Raw genomic sequence first — 20,000 nt, forward strand, 5'->3', positions numbered from 1 at the left:
ATTGGGCGTCGGGCAACCGGCCGTCGCCAAGCTTGAACGGCGCGCGGATATGTATGTCAGCAACCTGCGGCGCTATGTGGAAGCCCTGGGTGGCTCGCTGGAAATCACCGCGCGGTTTCCCGAGGGCAGCGTGAACATCACAAATTTTGGAGAACTCGGCACCGCGTCCGAACAATCGTGAACGTGTGGCCGGGACGGGCGAACAACGGTAGCGCAAGCCATTGGAATAGGCGGTTTTCACCGTGAACGGCTGGCAAGCGCTTGCACTACAACGAAAAGCCCGCCAGAGGCGGGCTAATCGTCTGATATCACTATCAAAGCTTGGTTGCGGGGATAGGATTTGAACCTATGACCTTCAGGTTATGAGCCTGACGAGCTACCGGGCTGCTCCACCCCGCGATAAACCGTTGCACGCCCTGTCAAAAACCGGTGCTAGAGACGAATCTGGCGCAACGCCCGAGGGCGCCGATCAGACCTGTCCGGAGGCTTCCTGAGAAGGCTACCCTTGGGCTGATGCCATTGGGTGCGAGCGGTATGTACCAACGTGAACCCGCTTTGGAAAGGGCCGAGGGTGATCTTTTGAGCTTTTTATGACGGTCGAAACGGGGGTTTATTGCGCCAGATCAGCCCGTCGACACCGCTCTTGCCAGAAACTGCGCAAAAGCCCAGCTTCCGGGCCGGGAACCCGAAGGAAACGCCATGGACCAGCCCCTGAAAAGCCCCGGGCAGAACGCCCTGGAGGACGCCTTTCACCGCCTGTTCGAGCTGACCCGGACCGCACCACCGCCCACCCTCGCCGAGCGGCTGGACCGGCTGGCGCGGCTGCGCGCGGCGGTCTCGGACAACGAAAGCCGCTTCGAACAGGCGATCTCGGCCGATTTCGGCCATCGCAGCACGGTCGAGACCACGATCGCCGAGACCATGCTGGTGCTGGGCGAGATCAAGCACGCCGCGAATTCGCTTGCGAAATGGATGGCGCCCAAGCGGGTGGCGACGTCGCTGCAGTTCTTCCCGGCGAAAAACCGGCTGATGCCGCAGCCGCTCGGCGTGGTCGGCATCATCGCGCCCTGGAATTATCCGCTGCAGCTGACGCTGGCGCCGGCGGTGGCCGCATTGGCCGCCGGCAACCGGGTCATGATCAAGCCGAGCGAGCTCGTGCCGCGGTTCTCCGCGCTATTGCAGGAAGTGATCGCATCCAAGTTCAGCGCCGACGAGATGATCGTCACCGGCATCGAGGACGATGTCTCGAAGGCGTTCGCGTCGCTGCCGTTCGACCATCTGATTTTTACCGGCTCCACGCGGGTCGGCCGCCTCGTCGCGGAAGCCGCGGGGCGCAATCTGACGCCGGTCACGCTCGAGCTCGGCGGCAAATCGCCCGCCATCGTCGACCGCTCCGCCGATATCGCCGAAGCCGCCGAGCGCATCGCCTACGGCAAATTGCTCAACGCCGGCCAGACCTGCATCGCGCCCGATTATGCGCTGGTGCCGGAAGCGTCGGTGCAGGAGTTCGCCGGCAAGGTGCAGGCCAGCATGCAGCGGATGTTCGGGACCGACCCTGACAACAAGGACTACACCTCGATCGTCTCCGACCGGCACTACGCGAGGCTCGAAGGCCTGGTGGCGGACGCCGCCGCCAGGGGCGCCAGGATCATGCAGGTGACAAGTCCCGGCGATCCCGCCTGGAAATCGAAGCGCAAGTTTCCGCCGACCATCGTGGTCGGCGCGACGCCCGAGATGGCGATCATGCAGGAGGAAATTTTCGGGCCGCTGCTGCCGATCATGGGCTACCGGGAGGCCGGCGAGCCGGTGGCCTATATCAACAAGCACGACCGGCCGCTGGCGCTGTACTGGTTCGGCAAGGACGATGCGGCGCGCGACGAGGTACTGGACCGCACCGTCTCCGGCGGCGTCACCGTCAACGACTGCCTGTTTCATTTTGCCCAGATGTACCAGCCAATGGGCGGCGTCGGCGCGTCCGGCACCGGCGCCTATCACGGCGCATGGGGGTTCGATACGTTGAGCAAGCTGAAGCCGGTGTTCTATCGCTCGAAGTTCAACCGCCTCGCCGATCTCTATCCGCCCTATGGCGGCAAGATCGCGCGGCTGGAAAAGCTGCTGCGATTCATGTCGTAATGCTGCATCATCGTCATTGCGAGGAGCACTTGCGACGAAGCAATCCACTCTTCCTTGCTGCGCTATGGATTGCTTCGCGGAGCCTGTCATCGGGCGGCGCTTTGCGCCGACCCGGTGGCTCGCAATGACGAAAACAAAAAACGAAAACCCGGGGGGAACAACGCGTGACGGATACATACGATTTCGTGGTGGTGGGCGGCGGCTCTGGCGGCTGCACGGTGGCGGGCCGGCTTTCCGAGGATCCCAAGACCTCGGTGGCGGTGCTGGACGCCGGCGGCAGAAACGACAATTGGGCGGTGACCACGCCGTTCGCGCTGGCGCTGATGGTGCCGGGCAAGCTCAACAACTGGGCGTTCGACACGGTGCCGCAGCGGGGCCTCAACGGCCGCATCGGATATCAGCCGCGCGGCAAGGGGTTAGGCGGCTCCTCCGCGATCAACGCCATGGTCTATATCCGCGGCCACCGCAGCGACTACGACCAATGGGCCTCGCTCGGCAATCCCGGCTGGTCGTTCAGCGACGTGCTGCCCTATTTCAAGCGCTCCGAGGACAACGCCGACTTCGACGGCGAGTATCACGGCAAGGGCGGGCCGTTGGCCGTCAACAAATTGCGCACCGACAATCCGGTGCAGGAGATCTTCCTGCAAGGCGCGCGGGAGGGCCAGTTCCGGATCCGCGAGGACTTCAATGCCGACGAGCATGAAGGCCTCGGCGTCTATCAGGTGACGCAGAAGAACGGCGAGCGCTGGAGTGCGGCGCGCGCCTATCTCCATCCGCATATCGGCAGCCGTGCCAATTTGCGCGTCGAGACCGGCGCGCACGCTACCCGCATCCTGTTCGAAGGCACGCGCGCGGTCGGCGTCGAATACCGGCAGGGCAAGGAACTGAAGCAGATCCGGGCGCGGCGCGAGGTGATCGTCGCCTCCGGCGCGTTCCAGACCCCGCAATTGCTGATGCTGTCGGGCGTCGGCGACGCCGCGGCACTCGGCAAGCACGGCATCAACAGTGTGCATCATCTGCCCGGGGTCGGAGCGAACCTGCAGGACCATCCCGATTTCGTATTCGGCTACATGTCGGACAACCCGAACTTCAACGGCCTCTCGCTGAAGGGCATTCCGCGCCTGCTGCGCGCGATCAGCCAGTACCGCCGGGAACGCCGCGGACCGATGACCTCGAACTTCGCCGAATGCGGCGGCTTCCTGAAAACCCGCCCCGAGCTCGACGTGCCCGACATCCAGCTGCATTTCGGCATGGCGATGGCCGACGACCATGGCCGCAAACGCCACAAGGGTACGGGCTTTTCCATGCACGTCTGCCTGCTGCGCCCGAAGAGCCGCGGCAACGTCGCACTCGGCAGCGCCGATCCGTTCGCCGCTCCCCTGATCGATCCAAACTTTCTTGGCGATGAGGCGGACCTCGAATCCATGGTCGCGGGCTTCAAGATCACGCGGCGGCTGCTGGAGACGCCGGCGCTGCGCGCCCTGCAGCAGAAGGACATGTTCACCGGAGGCGTCGAGACCGACGAGCAGATCCGCACGCTGTTGCGCCAGCGCGTCGACACCGTCTATCACCCGGTCGGCACCGCCAGGATGGGCAGCGACCCGATGGCGGTGGTCGACGCCAAACTGAAAGTCCACGGCCTCGAAGGCCTGCGCGTCGTCGATGCCTCCGTGATGCCGACCCTGATCGGCGGCAACACCAATGCACCGACCATCATGATCGGCGAGAAGGCCGCCGACATGATCAAGGCGGAGCTGCGGGGGTAATCGGGGCCGAGCCCCCATCAACGTCATTGCGAGGAGCGCTTGCGACGAAGCGATCCATCTCTCTTTTCGTTTCACGAAAGATGGATTGCTTCGCTTCGCTCGCAATGACGTTGAGAGAGCTTCAAGTCAGCAGAAATCCGCCATCCACCGTGACCACGCTGCCGGTCATGTAGCGCGAGGCGTTCGACGCCAGCAGCAGGATGGCGCCGTCGAGATCGGATTCGGCGCCGACCCGGCGCTGCGGAATCCGCTTGGACAGTTTCTCGCCGGCGGGCGTTGCCCAGAATTCGTGGTTCATCTCGGTATCGATATAGCCCGGCGCCAGCGCGTTGACGCGGATGCGGTTGCCGGCCAGTTCCAGCGCCATCGATTTGGTGGCCTGGATGATGCCCGCCTTCGAGATGGTGTAGGGCGAAAGAAACTTCATCACGCCGAAGCCGAGCACCGAGGCGACGTTGACGATGTTGCCTTCCTGCTTGCGCGCGATCATCCGCCGCGCCAGCTCGGTCGCCGTGAAATAGGCGCCCTTCAGGTTGGCGTTGATGACGGCATCCCAGTCCGCCTCGGTCTGGTCGACCGCGAGCTTTTCGATGGCGATGCCGGCATTGTTGATGAGCACGCTGACCGGGCCGAGGGCGGCCTCGGCGCTGTCGATCGCGCTGGCGATCGAGGCGGTATCGGTGACGTCCATTTGCACCGCGACGGCGCGGTCGCCTTTGCCGCGGATTTCATCCTCCAGGCTCTTCAGCTTGGCGGTTTGGCGCGCCGCCAGCACAACCGCGGCGCCATGCGCCGACAGCACGCGCGCGAACTGCCGGCCCAGCCCCTGGCTGGCGCCGGTGACGAGAATGATTTCTTTACTGACGTCGAATAGACCGGCCATGACGTGTTCCCTGAGCAAGGTGCGCGCGCATTGATACAGACGATTGTAGCGATCGCAAACCCGTTTCGTTGACCGATTGCGCGAACGCCGGATCGTTCGAAACAGGGCTGGAAATCACCGTCCATGAGCAGCTTCGATGTGGTCGTCTACGTCGGATTGATCGTCGCCGTCGTCACCGGCTTCAACGCCGGACTGCTGCGCAGCGCGGTGACGATCGTGGCCTATCTTTTCGCGATGCCGATCGCGGTCTGGGCGACCTCGATGGTTTCGCCCGCTTTCACGGGCCAGCTCAATTCGCCATGGCAGAGTTCGGTGTGGTTCTTCGGGATCTTCCTGGTCGCCGGCATCGTGCTGGGAAAGATCATGCGCATGGCGCTCGATGATGCCATCGGCACCGAAACCGGTACCGCCGACCGCCTCGCCGGCGCAGTGCTGGGGGCGGTGCGTGTCGGCCTCGTCGCGATCACGCTGGTGCTGATCTTCGATCAGCTGGTGCCGGCCGGCCGTCAGCCGGCGTTCCTGACCGGCTCGCATCTGCGGCCGCTGTTGTCGGTCGCCGGGCAAAAGGGCTTCAAGTCCCTGCCGCCGGATGTGACCGCCTATATCGACCGGCTGAAGAAAGAGCGGCGTATATAGCCTCCCTGCGCCACGGCCGGTACCGCAACCCCACCCTGATATGCATTTCGGCGGTGCGCGGTCCCCTTATCAAGGCCGCCGAGGTTGGCTACAAGGAGCCTGACCTGCCTGCAAAAAACACCAGACATAACGGGAGTGAGACAGTGGATCTTGGAATCAAAGGCCGCCGCGCCATCGTTTGCGCATCGAGCAAGGGCCTCGGCCGCGCCTGCGCCATCGCGCTCGCCAATGAAGGCGTCCATGTGACGCTGACCGCGCGCGGCGCCGAGGCGCTGAAGAAGACCGCCGACGAAATCCGTAAGTTGAGCCCCGGCGTCACCGTGACCGAGGTGGTCGGCGACATCACCACGCCAGAGGGACGCGCGGCTGCGCTCAAAGCCTGTCCCGATCCGGATATCCTGGTCAACAACGCCGGCGGCCCGCCGCCCGGCGACTTCCGCAACTGGACCCGCGACGACTGGATCAAGGCGATCGACGCCAACATGCTGACGCCGATCGAGCTGATCAAGGCCACGGTGGACGGCATGATGGCGCGCAAATTCGGCCGCATCGTCAACATCACCTCGGCCGCGGTGAAGGCGCCGATCGAGGTGCTGGGGCTGTCCAACGGCGCCCGCGCCGGCCTCACCGGCTTTTGCGCCGGCGTCGCGCGGAAAACCGTGATCAACAACGTCACCATCAACGGCCTGTTGCCGGGCCCGTTCGACACCGACCGGCTGCGCGGCCCGGTCGCCAAGATCGACGCCGAGAAGCGCGGCATCACGGTCGATCAGTTGCTGGCGGAGCGGGCCAAGCTCAATCCCGCCGGACGTTTCGGCGACCCCGAGGAATTCGGTCAGGCCTGTGCGTTTCTCTGCGGCGCCAAGGCCGGCTTCATCACCGGGCAGAACATCCTGCTCGACGGCGGCGCCTTCCCGGGCACGCTGTAGGTGAAGGCGGTCTGGTATGAGCGCACGGGTGCCGCACCCGATGTGCTTGAGTTCGGCGACATGCCGACGCCAACGGCCGGCCCCGGCGAAGTCCGGGTCCGGCTGGAGGCTTCGGGCATCAATCCCGCCGATGTCGGGCGTCGCGCCGGCAGCTACCGCGCGATGGAATTCCCCCGCGTGATACCGAACAGCGACGGCGCCGGGATCGTCGACCAGGTCGGCGGCGGCGTCACCCGGCTCAGCATCGGGCAGCGGGTCTGGCTGTTCAACGGCCAGCGCAACGGCCGCGCCTTCGGCACCGCCGCCGAATACATTGCGCTCGCCGAACAACTGGTGACGCCGTTGCCGGACAACGTGTCGTTCGCGGCCGGCGCCACGCTCGGCATTCCCGGCATGACCGCCTGGTGCGGCCTGTACGGCGACGGACCGATTGCCGGCCGGACCGTGCTGGTCACCGGCGGCGCCGGCGCGGTCGGTCATTATGCCGTGCAGCTGGCGAAATGGGGCGGCGCGCGGGTGATCGCCACGGTCAGTTCCGCCTTCAAGGCGGAGCAGGCGCGACTGGCCGGCGCCGATCTCGTGATCGACTACAAGACCGAGGACGTCGTCGCCAAGGCGATGGCCTTTACCGAAGGGCGCGGCGTCGATCGCGTGGTCGATGTCGATTTCGGCGGCAACATCGCCACCACCCTGAAACTGATGGCGATGAATTCGACCATCGCGGTCTACGCCACCAACGGCAATCGCAGTCCTGTGGTGCCGATGCGCGAATTGATGGAGCGATGCATCACGCTGCGCGCGCTGGTGCTGTTCGCGTTGCCGCAGCCCTTGCTGGCGGCGGCGCAGGCCGACATCTCGAAATGGCTGGCCGCGGGAAAACGCCTCCACAACATCGCCGCGCAGTTTCCGCTGTCGGAAACCGCGCAGGCCCACCTCGCGGTGGAGAAGGGCGACAAGCTGGGGACCGTGGTGGTGGATTGCGCGCGGTAGAGGCTGGAACAGGACACAGGGAACGCCGGATGCATTGGAAGATCGGCAAGGTCAGGATCACGAAAATCGTCGAACTGGAGACCGTCGGCAGCACGCGATTCATCCTGCCGCTGGCCACCAACGAGGAAATCCAGAAGCTGCCCTGGCTGATTCCGCATTTCGCCACCGAGGAAGGCCGGCTGAAAATGTCGATCCATTCGCTTGTGGTGGAAACGCCGACGCGGCGGATCGTGGTCGATACCGGGCTCGGCAACGACAAGGAAGGCCGCAAGGTGCCGACCTGGAATAATCGGAAAGACCCTTTCCTCGAAACCATGACGGCGGCAGGCTTTGCGCCGGACAGCATCGACACCGTGCTGTGCACGCACCTGCATGTCGACCATGTCGGCTGGAACACGAAGCTCGTTGGCGGCCAATGGGTACCGACCTTCGCCAATGCGCGCTATGTGTTCGGTAGAGCCGAATATGAGCACTGGCGCGACCACAGCGACGAGAGCGACAAGCTCGCGGTCTTCAATGACTCGGTCAAACCGATCGCGGACGCGGGTAAGGCCGACCTGGTCGCCAGCGACGCCAGGCTGTGCGACGAGATCACCCTGATCCCGACGCCCGGCCACAGCCCGGGCCATATGAGCATCCATATTCAGTCGGACGGCGAACAGGGCCTGCTCACCGGCGACGTCGCCCACCATCCCTGCCAGATGGCGCATCTGGACTGGTCGTCGACCGCCGATTCCGATCCCGCGCACTCGGCCGCGACGCGGCAAGAGCTGTTCGGACGCTTCGCCGATACGCCGACACTGGTAATTGGCGGCCACTTCAACGCCGGCCGCATCCGGCGCGACGGCGACGCCTTCGAGTTCGTGGTTTGACAACCCTGCAATGCGACGCGCAGTCAGCCATTGAATTTCGGCCCGCGCTGTTCCATGAAGCATCGAGGCAAGTAAGACCTTCAAAAGGGAGTGAGACATGAAGCTCGTTCGTTACGGGGCCAAGGGCCAGGAAAAGCCCGGCCTGATCGACAAATCGGGTCAGCTGCGCGACCTCTCCGCCCATCTGAAGGACCTTGACGGCGAGGCCTATTCGCCGGCCTCGCTCGCCAAACTCGCCGGCCTCGATGCATCGAAGCTGCCCGCCGTCGACGGCAAGCCGAGGATCGGGGCGCCGGTGGGCGGCGTGCCCAAATTCATCGCCATCGGTCTCAATTATTCCGACCACGCCGCCGAAGTGGGCATGCCGATTCCGGCCGAACCCATCATCTTCATGAAGGCCATCAACAGCCTGTGCGGCCCCAACGACGCCGTGGAGAAACCGCGCGGCTCGACCAAGCTCGACTGGGAAGTCGAAATCGCCATCATCATCGGCACCCGCGCCAAATACGTCACCGAGGCCGACGCGCTCAACCACGTCGCCGGCTATTGCGTCTGCAACGACGTCTCCGAGCGCAATTTCCAGATCGAGCGGCTGGGCCAGTGGACCAAGGGCAAGTCGCACGACACCTTCGGCCCGCTCGGTCCGTTTGTCGCCACCAAGGACGAGATCGCGGACGTGCAGAAGCTGTCGATGTGGCTCGACGTCAACGGCAAGCGCTGCCAGACCGGCTCGACCGCGACCATGATTTTCGGCGTCGCCAAGATCGTGTCCTACGTCTCCCAGTTCATGACGCTGATGCCCGGCGACATCATCACGACAGGCACGCCGCCCGGCGTCGGCTCCGGTATGAAGCCGCCGAAATTCCTCAACGTCGGCGACGTGGTCACGCTCGGCATCGAGGGCCTCGGCGAACAGCGCCAGGAAATCGTCGCGGCGTGAGGGCGCCGCGCCCTCATCCTGAGGAGCGCGCAACGCGCGCGTCTCGAAGGATGAGCCACAAGGACGGCCCCCCTTCGAACTCGAAGGGTGACGTTGGAACATTCGCTGTTGCCCATCCTTCGAGACGCGCGCCGAGAGCGGCGCGCTCCTCAGGATGAGGTTGTGATGTGGACGCAATTCAAGGACACCCCGATGAAACTCTCCTTCTCCCCGGCCTCGCCGTTTGCCCGCAAGGTGCGCATTGCCGCGATCGAACTCGGCCTGATCGACAGGATCGAATTCATCTCCGCCACCGTGGTGCCGGGCCAGCCCAATGACGAGTATTCGCGCATCACGCCGCTGAAGAAGCTGCCGGTGCTGATCCTCGATAATGGCGACGTCATTCTCGATTCCTACGTCATAACGGAATATCTCGACGAACTGGCCGGCGGCGGCAAGCTGGTTCCGGCATCGGGTGCTATCAGATGGAAGGTCAAGAGCGATCATTCCATGCTGCAGGGCATGCTGGATTCGATGCTGCTGTGCCGCTACGAGAAGATGGTGCGGCCGGAGCCGCAGCGCTGGCAGGCATGGGCCGACGACCACTGGGCCCGCGCCTGGAATGGCATGGCACGGTTCGAGAAGCAGACCGAGATGCTGGCGCGGCCGCAGCTCGACATCGCGCAGATCGCGCTGGTCTGCGTACTCGGCTATGCCGACTTCCGCTTCGCCGATTGCGGCTGGCGCAAGGCCTTCCCCAACCTCGACGCCTTCCACCAGAAGATGCTGGAACGCCCCTCGGTCAGGATCTCGGTGCCGCCGCCGGCATAACGGGCAGGAATGGCCATGACCCTCGAATTCACCGTCGGCGATCTCACCATCCATCGCCTGATCGAGCAGGAAACCACGTTCCTGCCGGCGCTGGAGATGCTGCCCGGGCTGACGCCGGACGTGCTGGCGGAGAACCGGGCATGGATGCAACAGGCCGGCGCGCTCGACGCCCGCGATGTGCTGATCCTGTGCTTCCAGTCCTATGTCGTGAAGACGCCGCATCACACCATCCTGGTCGACAGCTGCATCGGCAACGACAAGCCGCGGCCGCTGCGCCCGAGTTGGAACATGAAGACCGACGACACCTATCTGCGCGCGCTGGCCGCGGCCGGGTTTGCCGTCGATGACATCGACTTCGTGATGTGCACCCATCTGCATGTCGACCACGTCGGCTGGAACACGCGGCTGGAGAACGGCCGCTGGGTACCGACCTTTCCCAACGCACGCTACGTGTTCGGCAAGAGCGAGTTCGACTACTGGACCGAACAGAACGCCAAGACGCCGGTGCCGCCGTTCGGCGACAGCGTGCTGCCGGTGGTCGAAGCTGGTAGAGCCGAGATCGTACGCGACGATTACGCGATCGGCGACCACACGCGGATCCTGCCGACGCCGGGCCACACCCCGGGGCATGTCGCGTTCACCTTCGGCCGCGGCAGGGACGACGCGGTATTCTCCGGCGATTTGATGCACTCGCCGCTGCAGACGCGCTATCCGGAGCTGTCGGTGAAATTCGACGTCGATCAGGCCGCGGCGGCCGCGACGCGGCGCGGTTTCCTGGAGCGCTATTGCGACACCGACACGCTGTGCTGCACCGCGCATTTCCCCTCGCCCTCGATCGGGAAAATCCGCCGGCTGGGCAACGGGTTTTCGTGCGAGGCGGTGAGCTGAAATCTGCGCAAGTGAAGACGCTCCTTATCCCTCCCCCCGCGCAGCGGTGGGGAGGGTGGCGCATCGTGAGCGCAGCGAACGATGTGCCGGGTGGGGGGTGCTTCAGCACATTCAGCTATCGGATCGTTTGCTGCAGCACCCCCCACCCGACCGGCCTTCGGCCGGCCACCCTCCCCACCACGCGCAAGTGCGCGCGGGGGGAGGGATAAGAGCCTCAATCGAACAAACTCGGCGTGTGATTGACCACCGCGCCTTCGATCGCCAGCATCTTCAGCTTGGTTACCACGCCGCCGTTGGCCGAAAATCCGCCCGGCTTGCCGCCGGCCGCGAGCACGCGGTGGCAGGGCACCACGATCGGACAGGGATTGCGCCCGAGCGCCTGGCCGACATCGCGCGACAGCTCGACACCGCCGAGTTTCCTGGCGATATCGCCGTAGGTCAGTGTCTGGCCCGGCGGGATGCGGCGGGCGATGTCGTAAACGCCGCGGTTGAATTCGGGAACCCCGTCGAGATCGAGCACGACGTCGGCAAGGTCGTTCGGCTTGCCCGTGAGCAGTTCGACGATGCCGTCGATCGCGCGCTGCACCTCGGGCGGGGGCGGCGCCTCGGCGAGGTCGCCATGGCGCTGGCGGATCCGGGCGCGGGTCTTGTCCTCGCTGCCCATCGGCAGCTGCACGGAATTGATACCGCGCGGGCCCCATGCAATGCCGCAGCGGCCGATTGATGTGTCGAATATCGCAAAGCTATGGCCGGACATGGCTGGCTCCAATCCTCTGGCTCCATGTTTGAGCTTGATGCTGACCGGGAAGATAGGCTTGGAGATTGTTGCTATCCACCCGGATTCCGGGGGGACATGGCAGTGTCCCATGGGAAAAGGTGGTCGTCGCCGGGCAAGCCCGCGTATGACATCCGGGCGCCCTGCCCGAAGCTGCTCCACCCAGCGAGTCCTCCATGCAAACCCTTCGCGTCAACGGATACGACATGGCCTATCTCGAGGTCGGCCGGGGCCCGCCGCTGGTCTGCGTGCACGGCTCGCTGTGCGATTTCCGGATCTGGTCGGCGGTGCTCGGGCCATTGACGACGAAGCATCGCGTGATCGCGGTGTCGCTGCGGCACTTCTTTCCCGAGCATTGGGACGGCGTTGGCGATACCTATTCGATCGCGCAGCATGTCGACGACGTCATCGGCTTCATCGAGCAACTCGACAGCAAGCCGGTCGACCTGATGGGGCATTCGCGCGGCGGGCACATCGCGTTTCGGGTGGCGCAGCGGCGGCCCGATTTGCTGCGCAGACTGATTCTGGCCGAACCCGGCGGCGAACTCGACGCCACGCTCGATCCCGCCTTCAGGGGCGGGCCCTCGCCGCTGGCGGCGCGGTTCGCGGCATCGGCCGAGAAAATCGCGGCCGGCGACATCGACGGCGGACTGGCGTATTTCCTGGACACGCTGGAAGGCCCCGGCGCCTGGAACCGGCTGCCGGCGTCGCCGAAGCAGCTGTTGCGCGATAACGCGATGACGCTGATCGGCCAGGTCCGCGACAACCGCCCGCCATTTTCCAAAGCCGATGCCGAGGCGATCAGGACGCCGACCCTGTTCATCGGCGGCGGCAATACCAAGGGGACGCTGCCGCAGGTGCTGCGCGCGCTGGCGGCGCATGTAGCAGGCTCCACGACGGCCATGATCCCGGGCACCACGCATCCGATGTTCGAGCAGGCGCCGCAGAAATATTGCGAGGTCGTGCTGCAGTTTCTGGCGGCGAATTGATCGCACCTGAGGCTCCGCGCGCCTTGCCGTGACCAGCACAATCTACTATAAGAGACATATGTCTATTATAGGAGACGACACCGGGACCCGGATCGCGCGCCGGCTGCGGCTGGAGCGGGACGCCCGTGGCTGGTCGCTGGCGGATCTGGCCGAACGATCCGGCGTCTCCAAGGCCACCATCAGCAAGATCGAACGCGAGGAGCTGAGCCCCACCGCGGTGATCCTGGTGCGGCTCGCCAGCGCCTTCGACCTGACGCTGGCGGGCCTGCTGGTGCGTGCTGAAGGCGACGCCACCCGGCCGCTGCTGTCGCGCGCCGCCGACCAGCCGGTGTGGCGTGATCCCGCGACCGGCTATTCGCGCAAACAGGTGTTCGGCCGGCCCGACCATCCCGTCGAAATCATCCAGGTCGAAATGCCCGCCGGCAAGAGCGTCGTGTTGCCGGCGTCCTCCTATGCGCGCATCCGCCAGGCGGTCTGGGTGCAGACAGGCCAACTCGTCATCACCGAGAACGGCGAACGCAGCGTGCTGGCCACCGGCGACTGCCTCGGTTTCGGCGCGCCTGCGGAGACCACCTTCGCCAACGAAACCGGCACCTCCTGCATTTATCTCGTCGCGCTCGCACGGAGCTAACGCGATGCACGGGACCAAAGCTCTCGGAATTCATGCCAACGGCCGGAGCCAGCCATCATGTCCGCGATCGAAGTCAGAGCGCTGAGCGCCAGCCCCGACATTCGCAATGCGCTGAGCGAGATCCTGATCGAGACGGTCGCGCACGGCGGATCGGTCAGCTTCATGCATCCGCTGCAGCCGAACGCGGCCGAAGCCTTCTGGGACAATGCGCTGGCGGCGGCCGGCCGCGACGAGCGGATCATCTTCGGCGCCTGGGACGGCGAAGTGCTCGCCGGCACCGTCACCCTGCTGCTCGATTGCCCGCCCAATCAGCCGCATCGCGCCGAAATCGCCAAGATGATGACCCGCCGCAGCCACCGCGGCCGCGGTATCGCCACCGCTTTGATGCGGACGGCCGAGGAGATCGCGGGAAAGCGCAACCGAACGCTGCTGGTGCTGGACACCGCGACCGACGGCGGCGCGGCGGGACTGTACGAGAAACTCGGCTTTACCCTGGCCGGCGAAATTCCGGACTACGCTTTCAAGCCGCACGGCGGCCTGAGCGGGGCGCTGTTCTACTGGAAGCGGATCGGCAGCTGAGCGTCCCTTGACCGCCCCGGGCTCTCGGGTTATTTTTCGAATACGGAATTCCGTATTCCAAACTGGACGGCCCCATGATCCCGCTCGACCCGACCCCGAACCTGATCGACCAGGTCTATGCGCGGATTCTCGACGGCATCGTCGATCGCACGCTGCCGCCGGGGCATCGCATCCGGCAGAACGAGCTTGCCGAACAGCTCGGCGTCTCGCGCCAGCCGGTCAGCCACGCGCTGCATCTGCTGCACCGGCAGGGGCTGGTCGCCGAAAGCGGCCGCAAGGGTTTTGAGGTTACCCGGCTCGATCCGGTGCGGATTCGCCAGCTCTATGAGGTGCGCGGCGCCATCGATGCGCTGGCGGCAAGGCTCGCCGCCGGGCGCGTCAAGACCGACACGGCGGCGCGCGCGGACCTCGAAACGGCGTTGCGCGCCGGGCGCGGGGTCGACGGGAACACGCCGCTGGCGAAGCTGATCGCGCTCGACGTCGATTTTCACCGCGCGATCTACCGGCTGTCCGGCAATCCCGCGATCGAGGAAATGATCGGGCCGCAATGGCCGCGTATGCGCCGCTCGATGGCGACGGTGCTGACCGAGCTGGATTATCGTCAGAGCGCCTGGAGCGAACACGAAACCATCGCCGCGCATATTCTGTCGGGCAATGCGAAAGCCGCGGAAGGCGCCGCGCTGGCGCATGCGCTCGGCGCCGGGCGAATGACCGAGGAGCGGCTGAAGGCGACAGCGAGAGCTGCGTAGGCCAGCCAGGGTGGATGGCCGGGGCAAGCGCGGCCATGACGAATACAAGAACAAAACCAGAGGAGGAACCGATGAAACTGACCCAGCAACAGATCGACGACTTCAACCGCGAGGGCTGGCTGTTCCTGCCCGAATTGTTCAGCCCCGAAGAGGTCGCGCTGCTGGCGCGCGAGGCGGAGGGCATCTACGACACCAAGCGCCCCGAAGTGTGGCGCGAGAAGAGCGGCGCGCCGCGCACCGCCTTTGCGGCCCATCTCTACAACGAGGCATTCGGACTGCTCGGCGCGCATCCGCGCATGATCGAACCGGTGGAGCAGATCTTCGGCGAGAAGGTCTACATGCACCAGTACAAGATCAACGCCAAATCGGCCTTCACCGGCGACGTCTGGCAGTGGCACCAGGATTACGGCACCTGGAAGCGCGACGACGGCATGCCGCAGCCGCGCGCGATGAACATCGCGATCTTCCTCGACGAGGTGATGCCGATCAACGGCCCCCTGATGCTGGTGCCGAAGAGCCAGCACGCCGGCGACCTCAAGGCCTCGCACGACCTCGAGACCACCTCCTACCCGCTGTGGACGCTGGACGAGGAGACCGTGACGCGGCTGGTCAAGGACGGCGGCATCGTAGCCTCCACCGGCAAGGCCGGCGGCATGCTGATGTTCCACGGCAATCTGGTGCACGGCTCGGCCGGCAACATCACGCCCTATCCGCGCAAGATCGTCTACCTCACGCTGAACGCGGTTTCCAACTACATCCGCACCCCCACGCGGCCCGAATACATCGCGCATCGCGATTTTAGCCCGATCCAGACCGTGGATGACGATGCGCTGCTGCGTCTGGCACGGGCGCACCGGCAGGCGGCGGAGTAGGATGTCTCTCGTGCCCCGGACGCAGCGCAGCGCTCTTGCGGTGCGCTGCTGAGCCGGGGCCTGTACCACACACCCACCATCTCCATGGGTCCCGGCTCTGCGGAGCAGCGCGAAAGCGCTGCACCGCGTCCGGGACACGTTTCATTGCAACCGGATCATCTCCCATGAATTTGCATCACCTCCTCCAAGCCCGCGCTGCCGCCGGCAAACCCGTCCGCGTGGCCCTGATCGGCGCCGGAAAATTCGGCTCGATGTTCCTGGCCCAGGTGCCGCACACGCCGGGACTGGAGGTGCCGCTGATCATCGATATCGACCGCGATCGCGCCCGCGAGGCCTGCCGCACGGTCGGCTGGGACGAGGCGCGGATCGCGGCCACCGTATTCACCGACGACGGCGCGCGCGCCATCGCGGGAGGCGCGATGGACGTCATCGTAGAAGCCACCGGCAATCCCGCTGTCGGCATCCGGCATGCCCGCGCCGCGATTGCGGCCGGCAAGCATATCGTCATGGTCAATGTCGAGGCCGACGTGCTGGCGGGCCCGCTGCTGGCAGAGGAAGCCCGCAAGGCCGGCGTGGTCTATTCACTGGCATATGGCGACCAGCCGGCGCTGACCGCCGAGATGGTGGACTGGGCCCGCGCCACAGGCTTTCGCGTCGTCGCCGCCGGCAAAGGTACAAAATATCTGCCCGCCTATCACGACGTCACACCGGAAGGTGTCTGGGGCCATTACGGCCTGACGGCAGGCGAGGCGCAGTCCGCCGGCATGAACCCGCAGATGTTCAACTCGTTTCTCGACGGCACCAAATCCGCGATCGAGATGGCGGCGATCGCCAACGCCACCGGCCTGGACGTACCCGGCGGCGGCCTGCTGTTTCCGCCCTGCGGCGTCGACGACCTGCCGCATGTGATGCGGCCGCGCGAGGCCGGCGGCGTGCTGGAGAAATCCGGCGTGGTGGAGGTGGTGTCGTCGCTGGAGCGTGACGGCCGCCCGGTGTTCCGCGACCTGCGCTGGGGCGTCTATGTGGTGCTGGAAGCGCCGAACGACTACGCCGCGGACTGCTTCAGGCAGTACGGCCTGAAGACCGATTCCAGCGGGCGCTATGCGGCGATGTACAAGCCGTATCATCTGATCGGGCTCGAGCTGAACATCTCGATCCTGTCGGCGGCGCTGCGCGGCGAGCCCACCGGACAGCCGTACGGCTTCAAGGGCGACGTCGCCTCGGTGGCGAAGCGTAATCTGCGCGCCGGCGAAATGCTCGACGGCGAGGGCGGCTACACGGTGTGGGGCAAACTGATGCCGGCGGCGGCAAGCCTGGCCAAAGGCGCCCTGCCGATCGGGCTCGCGCATCGCCTGAAGCTGAAGAACGACGTCGCCCATGGCGAAGTGGTGCGCTGGAGCGACGTCGAGTTCGATGCCAACAACGACACCATCAAGACCCGCAAGGCGATGGAAGCGGCGTTTGCGAAGTGAGCGGTGCGCTTGAACTTCGCAAGAATCTCTCAGCGTGTCGGGGTCACGGCAACAACCGGCTCGCCCGCGCCTGCCTGAACCATTTCCGGAACATCACTTCGGTGTCCATCATCTCGGTAAAGCCGGCCTGGTTGATCTTCACGGTCGAGACGAGCGCGGGCGGCCCCGGTTCGGTCTGGCCATAGCGCATGGTGTAGTCGGCGTACTGGAACGAAAGGCCGACGAAGGCTTCGAGACCGGGCGATGCCAGATCGTATTTGCGCCGCAGCGCCTCCCATGGTGGGACCCATTGTGGCCAGGTTTGCGCCAGCGACAGCGGGACGTTGCTGCCCGGCTTCATGTCCAGCGCATCCGCTATCGCCGGCCAGACATTTTCCCAGGTGAAGACGTCGCCATTGGTGACGTTGAACGCTTCGTTGCGCGCCGCCTCCGCCTGGCCGCTCCAGGCGATGGCGCGCGCCAGCAGGTCGACGTCGACCGCCTGCGACACCCGCGCAGCACCTGCCGGGTAATCCAGCGCCCTGCCCTGCTCGCGCAGCATGGCGGCATAGACGCCGAGCGGCGGGATCAGGTCCATGGCGCCGCCGATGGCCTCGCCGACGATCAGCACCGGCCGCAGAATGCTCCAATACCAGGCCTTGCCCGGCTGCAGTTCCCGCAAGAAATTCTCCTGCGCCCAGTAGAAATTCGGTTGCTCGTACATTTCCGAGCGGCCTTCCCGCGCCGGAACCTTTAGCGGGCGAACATGAACGCCATAGGCCTTGGTACCCTGCAGCAGCGCGACATGACGCAGCGTTGGCGCGGCCGGCTCGAGAACCGCCATCAGATTGCGCAGCATCGCGTCATTGGTGCTGATCTGGCCGGGATCGCGCCAGCCATCGACCAGGTTCGGCGCTTCATGGAGTGCGGCGTAGACGAGGTGGGTGGCGCCCCGCAGCTCCGCGGCTGCGTGCTGACACTGGCTGGGGTCGGTCAGGTCTACCGCGACGTGACGGGCGCCGTAGAGTTGGCGCGGCTTCCGCCGCGAAAGCGCGACCACTTCGGATCCGCCGGCGGCGCCGAAATGCCGCAAGGCGGCGCCTCCTACCAGGCCCGTGGCGCCCGCTATAACGACCTTCTTGCCCGCCATGCACACGTTCTCCGGTGCGATTTCCCGGCCCTGCCTAGCAGATCACGACGGAGCGCGGCAGCCCGCGGCGTCGCGCGTCGCTGCCCGCCAAACGTGCACTTTAGTCGAAGGCGCAGCATTGCGGGGCCTGTTCGCGCCTGTTCGCATCTGCGTCGTGAGGGAGAGCCGAAGCGACACCCTTGATTCCTGGGAACCGATTGGTCATCCTGCCCGCGGTTCGGGATGTCCAGATTTCGGTCGTGCCCAAAAACGGACAATGGGTATGTTTTCGGGTTTGTTTTCGGGGTCTGGATTCAGGTACCAATCTCAGTCGACCGTCGGCGATTTAAAAAGCGACAATCAAGATCGTTGCCCCTCGTCGATAACGCGACATAAAAAAACACAGAGGAGGAAGCACATGAAGCGTCGTGAATTTCTGAAGGCCGGCGGTATTGGTCTTGCTGCGAGCGCGGTCGCCGCGCCCGCCATCGCACAATCAATGCCGGAAATTAAGTGGCGGCTGGCGGCCAGCTGGCCGAAATCCCTCGATACGCTGTACGGCGGCGTCGAATTCTTCACCAAACGCGTTGCCGACCTCACCGACAACAAGTTCCAGATTCAACCGTTCGCCGCCGGCGAGATCGTGGGCGGGCTGCAGGTTCTCGACGCGGTGCAGAACGGCACGGTCGAGATGGGCAATACGGCGCTGTATTATTACTGGGGCAAGAATCCGGCGTTCACCTTCGGCACGTCGCTGCCGTTCGGGCTCAACACGCGGCAGCATATGTCGTGGATGCTGTTCGCGGGCGGCATGGACATGCTCAACGACCTCTTGAAGGAATACAATTGCTTCGGCGTTCCGACCGGCAGCACCGGCGCGCAGATGGGCGGCTGGTTCCGCAAGGAAATCAAGTCGACCGAGGATCTCAAGGGCCTGAAATTCCGTGTCGGCGGATTTGCCGGCACCATCATCGCCAAGGTCGGCGGCGTACCGCAGCAGATCGCGGCGGGCGACATCTATCCGGCGCTGGAGAAAGGCACCATCGACGCGGCCGAGTGGGTCGGCCCCTATGACGACGAAAAGCTCGGCTTCGTGAAGGTGGCGAAGTACTATTATTATCCGGGCTGGTGGGAAGGCACCGGCCAGGGCCACAACATCATGAACCTGGAGAAGTGGAACGCGCTGCCGAAGCACTATCAGACGGCGATCACCGCGGCGTCGCACGACACGTTCACCTGGGTTACCGGCAAGTACGATTTCGTCAATCCGCCGGCACTGAAGCGACTGCTCGCCTCCGGCGCGATCCTGAAGCCGTTCCCGCAGGAAGTGCTCGAGACCTGCTACAAGGCCGCCAACGAGATCTATGCGGATCTGTCCAAGTCCAACGCCCATTTCGGCAAGATGCACTCCAGCCTGGCGGCGTTCCGCAGCGATTCGCTGGCATGGATGCAGGTGGCCGAGCTGAGCTTCGACAGCTTCATGATGCGAATGCGCACGCGCACCTGAGGCACGTGCGACGTTGAGAACAGCGAAAAGCCCCGGAGGATTTTCCGGGGCTTTTTTTTCTGATCGCGCTGACTGTCAGTCCTCCTCGCCGATCGCCTCGGCGAGTTTGTCGTAATATTTGGTCACGAGATCGATGTTGCCCTTGTTCTCGATCGCGGGCCCCGGTGACTTCAGCGCCCCGTTGAGTTCGGCGAGCACTTCCTTCTTGTCCTTGGCCGGCATTTTCTTGTCGGCCTGGACCTGGGCGATCTGCGCCTTGATCACGGCTTCGGCGCCGACATATTTCTTGGTCGCGGGATCGAAGCCGGCCATCACCAGGCTGACATTGTCGACCACGAGGTTGTAGTCATCGTAGGAGGCAAATCCGTTCTTTTTGGCGACGGCATCGAGCTGCGCGACGATCTTGGCATCCAGCGGCTTGCCGTCGTCCGGCAGTTTCTCATTGATCGGATCCATTTCCGCCACGGCCGC

The 20,000-nt window shown here is 64.9% G+C and carries 20 protein-coding genes, 1 tRNA gene and 1 pseudogene (1 of these 22 running past the window's edge); 17 read left to right on the forward strand and 5 right to left on the reverse strand.

Features of this window, described 5'->3' with window-relative positions:
* Positions 1–181, forward strand: a pseudogene (locus Q7U29_RS06905) (transcriptional regulator); the annotation flags it as partial.
* 141 nt (positions 182–322) lie between these two features.
* On the opposite strand, the gene Q7U29_RS06910 reads toward Q7U29_RS06905, so the two are convergent.
* Positions 323–399, reverse strand: a tRNA-Met gene (locus Q7U29_RS06910).
* A 300-nt stretch (positions 400–699) separates the two neighbouring features.
* On the opposite strand from Q7U29_RS06910, the gene Q7U29_RS06915 reads away from it, so the two are divergent.
* Positions 700–2,133: a coniferyl aldehyde dehydrogenase gene (locus tag Q7U29_RS06915; RefSeq protein ID WP_304739828.1), complete on the forward strand. Its 1,434-nt coding sequence runs from the start codon at positions 700–702 to the stop codon at positions 2,131–2,133.
* Positions 2,134–2,297: 164 nt separating this feature from the next.
* Positions 2,298–3,899: a GMC family oxidoreductase gene (locus tag Q7U29_RS06920; RefSeq protein WP_304739830.1), complete on the forward strand. Its 1,602-nt coding sequence runs from the start codon at positions 2,298–2,300 to the stop codon at positions 3,897–3,899.
* 121 nt (positions 3,900–4,020) lie between these two features.
* Here the strand turns inward: Q7U29_RS06920 and Q7U29_RS06925 are convergent, their stop codons facing one another.
* The gene (locus Q7U29_RS06925) at positions 4,021–4,782 is read right to left on the reverse strand and encodes an SDR family NAD(P)-dependent oxidoreductase (RefSeq protein WP_304739832.1); all 762 of its coding nucleotides are present in this window, start codon (positions 4,780–4,782) and stop codon (positions 4,021–4,023) included.
* A gap of 123 nt (positions 4,783–4,905) precedes the next feature.
* Between Q7U29_RS06925 and Q7U29_RS06930 the strand changes: the two genes are divergently transcribed.
* The 7 genes from Q7U29_RS06930 to Q7U29_RS06960 all read left to right on the forward strand — a co-directional run bounded on the left by Q7U29_RS06930 (position 4,906) and on the right by Q7U29_RS06960 (position 10,847).
* Entirely contained in the window at positions 4,906–5,418 is a 513-nt protein-coding gene (locus tag Q7U29_RS06930; protein ID WP_304739834.1) for a CvpA family protein, read from the forward strand.
* Positions 5,419–5,561: 143 nt separating this feature from the next.
* A complete protein-coding gene (locus tag Q7U29_RS06935) occupies positions 5,562–6,347 on the forward strand; it encodes an SDR family oxidoreductase (protein ID WP_304739836.1) in 786 nt (261 codons plus the stop codon).
* A 60-nt stretch (positions 6,348–6,407) separates the two neighbouring features.
* The gene (locus Q7U29_RS06940; protein WP_304739838.1) at positions 6,408–7,337 is read left to right on the forward strand and encodes an NADPH:quinone reductase; all 930 of its coding nucleotides are present in this window, start codon (positions 6,408–6,410) and stop codon (positions 7,335–7,337) included.
* A gap of 29 nt (positions 7,338–7,366) precedes the next feature.
* On the forward strand, positions 7,367–8,209 hold the full coding sequence (locus Q7U29_RS06945; protein WP_304739840.1) for an MBL fold metallo-hydrolase: 843 nt from the start codon (positions 7,367–7,369) through the stop codon (positions 8,207–8,209).
* Between the two features lie 97 nt (positions 8,210–8,306).
* Positions 8,307–9,149 (forward strand): fumarylacetoacetate hydrolase family protein, encoded by an 843-nt coding sequence (locus tag Q7U29_RS06950; protein ID WP_304739842.1) that lies wholly within the window; start codon positions 8,307–8,309, stop codon positions 9,147–9,149.
* Positions 9,150–9,341: 192 nt separating this feature from the next.
* Positions 9,342–9,959 carry a glutathione S-transferase family protein gene (locus Q7U29_RS06955; RefSeq protein ID WP_304740053.1) on the forward strand — a complete coding sequence of 206 codons (618 nt, stop codon included), beginning with the start codon at positions 9,342–9,344 and terminating at the stop codon, positions 9,957–9,959.
* 15 nt (positions 9,960–9,974) lie between these two features.
* Positions 9,975–10,847, forward strand: a complete 873-nt coding sequence (locus Q7U29_RS06960) for an MBL fold metallo-hydrolase (protein WP_304739844.1) — start codon at positions 9,975–9,977, stop codon at positions 10,845–10,847.
* A 214-nt stretch (positions 10,848–11,061) separates the two neighbouring features.
* Here Q7U29_RS06960 and Q7U29_RS06965 read toward each other — a convergent pair whose 3' ends face one another.
* The gene (locus tag Q7U29_RS06965) at positions 11,062–11,604 is read right to left on the reverse strand and encodes a methylated-DNA--[protein]-cysteine S-methyltransferase (RefSeq protein ID WP_304739846.1); all 543 of its coding nucleotides are present in this window, start codon (positions 11,602–11,604) and stop codon (positions 11,062–11,064) included.
* A gap of 194 nt (positions 11,605–11,798) precedes the next feature.
* On the opposite strand from Q7U29_RS06965, the gene Q7U29_RS06970 reads away from it, so the two are divergent.
* The 6 genes from Q7U29_RS06970 (at position 11,799) to Q7U29_RS06995 (ending at position 16,914) form a co-directional block, all read left to right on the forward strand.
* The gene (locus Q7U29_RS06970; RefSeq protein ID WP_304739848.1) at positions 11,799–12,611 is read left to right on the forward strand and encodes an alpha/beta hydrolase; all 813 of its coding nucleotides are present in this window, start codon (positions 11,799–11,801) and stop codon (positions 12,609–12,611) included.
* A gap of 58 nt (positions 12,612–12,669) precedes the next feature.
* Entirely contained in the window at positions 12,670–13,242 is a 573-nt protein-coding gene (locus tag Q7U29_RS06975; protein WP_304739850.1) for an XRE family transcriptional regulator, read from the forward strand.
* 57 nt (positions 13,243–13,299) lie between these two features.
* Positions 13,300–13,821 carry a GNAT family N-acetyltransferase gene (locus Q7U29_RS06980; RefSeq protein ID WP_304739852.1) on the forward strand — a complete coding sequence of 174 codons (522 nt, stop codon included), beginning with the start codon at positions 13,300–13,302 and terminating at the stop codon, positions 13,819–13,821.
* A 74-nt stretch (positions 13,822–13,895) separates the two neighbouring features.
* The gene (locus Q7U29_RS06985; RefSeq protein WP_304739853.1) at positions 13,896–14,570 is read left to right on the forward strand and encodes a GntR family transcriptional regulator; all 675 of its coding nucleotides are present in this window, start codon (positions 13,896–13,898) and stop codon (positions 14,568–14,570) included.
* Between the two features lie 71 nt (positions 14,571–14,641).
* Entirely contained in the window at positions 14,642–15,442 is an 801-nt protein-coding gene (locus tag Q7U29_RS06990; protein ID WP_304739855.1) for a phytanoyl-CoA dioxygenase family protein, read from the forward strand.
* 164 nt (positions 15,443–15,606) lie between these two features.
* Positions 15,607–16,914, forward strand: a complete 1,308-nt coding sequence (locus Q7U29_RS06995; RefSeq protein ID WP_304739857.1) for an NAD(P)H-dependent oxidoreductase — start codon at positions 15,607–15,609, stop codon at positions 16,912–16,914.
* A 43-nt stretch (positions 16,915–16,957) separates the two neighbouring features.
* Here the strand turns inward: Q7U29_RS06995 and Q7U29_RS07000 are convergent, their stop codons facing one another.
* Complete coding sequence (locus Q7U29_RS07000; protein ID WP_304739859.1) at positions 16,958–18,043, reverse strand: NAD-dependent epimerase/dehydratase family protein; 1,086 nt, start codon at positions 18,041–18,043, stop codon at positions 16,958–16,960.
* A gap of 397 nt (positions 18,044–18,440) precedes the next feature.
* Between Q7U29_RS07000 and Q7U29_RS07005 the strand changes: the two genes are divergently transcribed.
* Positions 18,441–19,529 carry a TRAP transporter substrate-binding protein gene (locus tag Q7U29_RS07005; RefSeq protein WP_304739861.1) on the forward strand — a complete coding sequence of 363 codons (1,089 nt, stop codon included), beginning with the start codon at positions 18,441–18,443 and terminating at the stop codon, positions 19,527–19,529.
* A gap of 75 nt (positions 19,530–19,604) precedes the next feature.
* Here the strand turns inward: Q7U29_RS07005 and Q7U29_RS07010 are convergent, their stop codons facing one another.
* Positions 19,605–20,000: the 3' portion of a hypothetical protein gene (locus tag Q7U29_RS07010; RefSeq protein ID WP_304739863.1), read on the reverse strand. Its footprint extends 213 nt past the window's final position; 396 of the gene's 609 nt are visible here — the last part of the coding sequence; the start codon falls outside the window, past its right edge; the stop codon is at positions 19,605–19,607.

The sequence above is a fragment of the Bradyrhizobium sp. genome, assembly GCF_030654605.1.
Lineage (GTDB): Bacteria > Pseudomonadota > Alphaproteobacteria > Rhizobiales > Xanthobacteraceae > Bradyrhizobium.

Bases quoted from the DNA above. Each gene is read 5' to 3' on its own strand.
- Q7U29_RS06915 (WP_304739828.1), top strand. From the start codon at position 700: ATGGACCAGCCCCTGAAAAGCCCCGGGCAGAACGCCCTGGAGGACGCC.
- Q7U29_RS06925 (WP_304739832.1), bottom strand. From the start codon at position 4,782: ATGGCCGGTCTATTCGACGTCAGTAAAGAAATCATTCTCGTCACCGGC.
- Q7U29_RS06930 (WP_304739834.1), top strand. From the start codon at position 4,906: ATGAGCAGCTTCGATGTGGTCGTCTACGTCGGATTGATCGTCGCCGTC.
- Q7U29_RS06940 (WP_304739838.1), top strand. From the start codon at position 6,408: ATGCCGACGCCAACGGCCGGCCCCGGCGAAGTCCGGGTCCGGCTGGAG.
- Q7U29_RS06945 (WP_304739840.1), top strand. From the start codon at position 7,367: ATGCATTGGAAGATCGGCAAGGTCAGGATCACGAAAATCGTCGAACTG.
- Q7U29_RS06950 (WP_304739842.1), top strand. From the start codon at position 8,307: ATGAAGCTCGTTCGTTACGGGGCCAAGGGCCAGGAAAAGCCCGGCCTG.
- Q7U29_RS06955 (WP_304740053.1), top strand. From the start codon at position 9,342: ATGAAACTCTCCTTCTCCCCGGCCTCGCCGTTTGCCCGCAAGGTGCGC.
- Q7U29_RS06960 (WP_304739844.1), top strand. From the start codon at position 9,975: ATGACCCTCGAATTCACCGTCGGCGATCTCACCATCCATCGCCTGATC.
- Q7U29_RS06965 (WP_304739846.1), bottom strand. From the start codon at position 11,604: ATGTCCGGCCATAGCTTTGCGATATTCGACACATCAATCGGCCGCTGC.
- Q7U29_RS06970 (WP_304739848.1), top strand. From the start codon at position 11,799: ATGCAAACCCTTCGCGTCAACGGATACGACATGGCCTATCTCGAGGTC.
- Q7U29_RS06975 (WP_304739850.1), top strand. From the start codon at position 12,670: ATGTCTATTATAGGAGACGACACCGGGACCCGGATCGCGCGCCGGCTG.
- Q7U29_RS06980 (WP_304739852.1), top strand. From the start codon at position 13,300: ATGTCCGCGATCGAAGTCAGAGCGCTGAGCGCCAGCCCCGACATTCGC.
- Q7U29_RS06985 (WP_304739853.1), top strand. From the start codon at position 13,896: ATGATCCCGCTCGACCCGACCCCGAACCTGATCGACCAGGTCTATGCG.
- Q7U29_RS06990 (WP_304739855.1), top strand. From the start codon at position 14,642: ATGAAACTGACCCAGCAACAGATCGACGACTTCAACCGCGAGGGCTGG.
- Q7U29_RS06995 (WP_304739857.1), top strand. From the start codon at position 15,607: ATGAATTTGCATCACCTCCTCCAAGCCCGCGCTGCCGCCGGCAAACCC.
- Q7U29_RS07000 (WP_304739859.1), bottom strand. From the start codon at position 18,043: ATGGCGGGCAAGAAGGTCGTTATAGCGGGCGCCACGGGCCTGGTAGGA.
- Q7U29_RS07005 (WP_304739861.1), top strand. From the start codon at position 18,441: ATGAAGCGTCGTGAATTTCTGAAGGCCGGCGGTATTGGTCTTGCTGCG.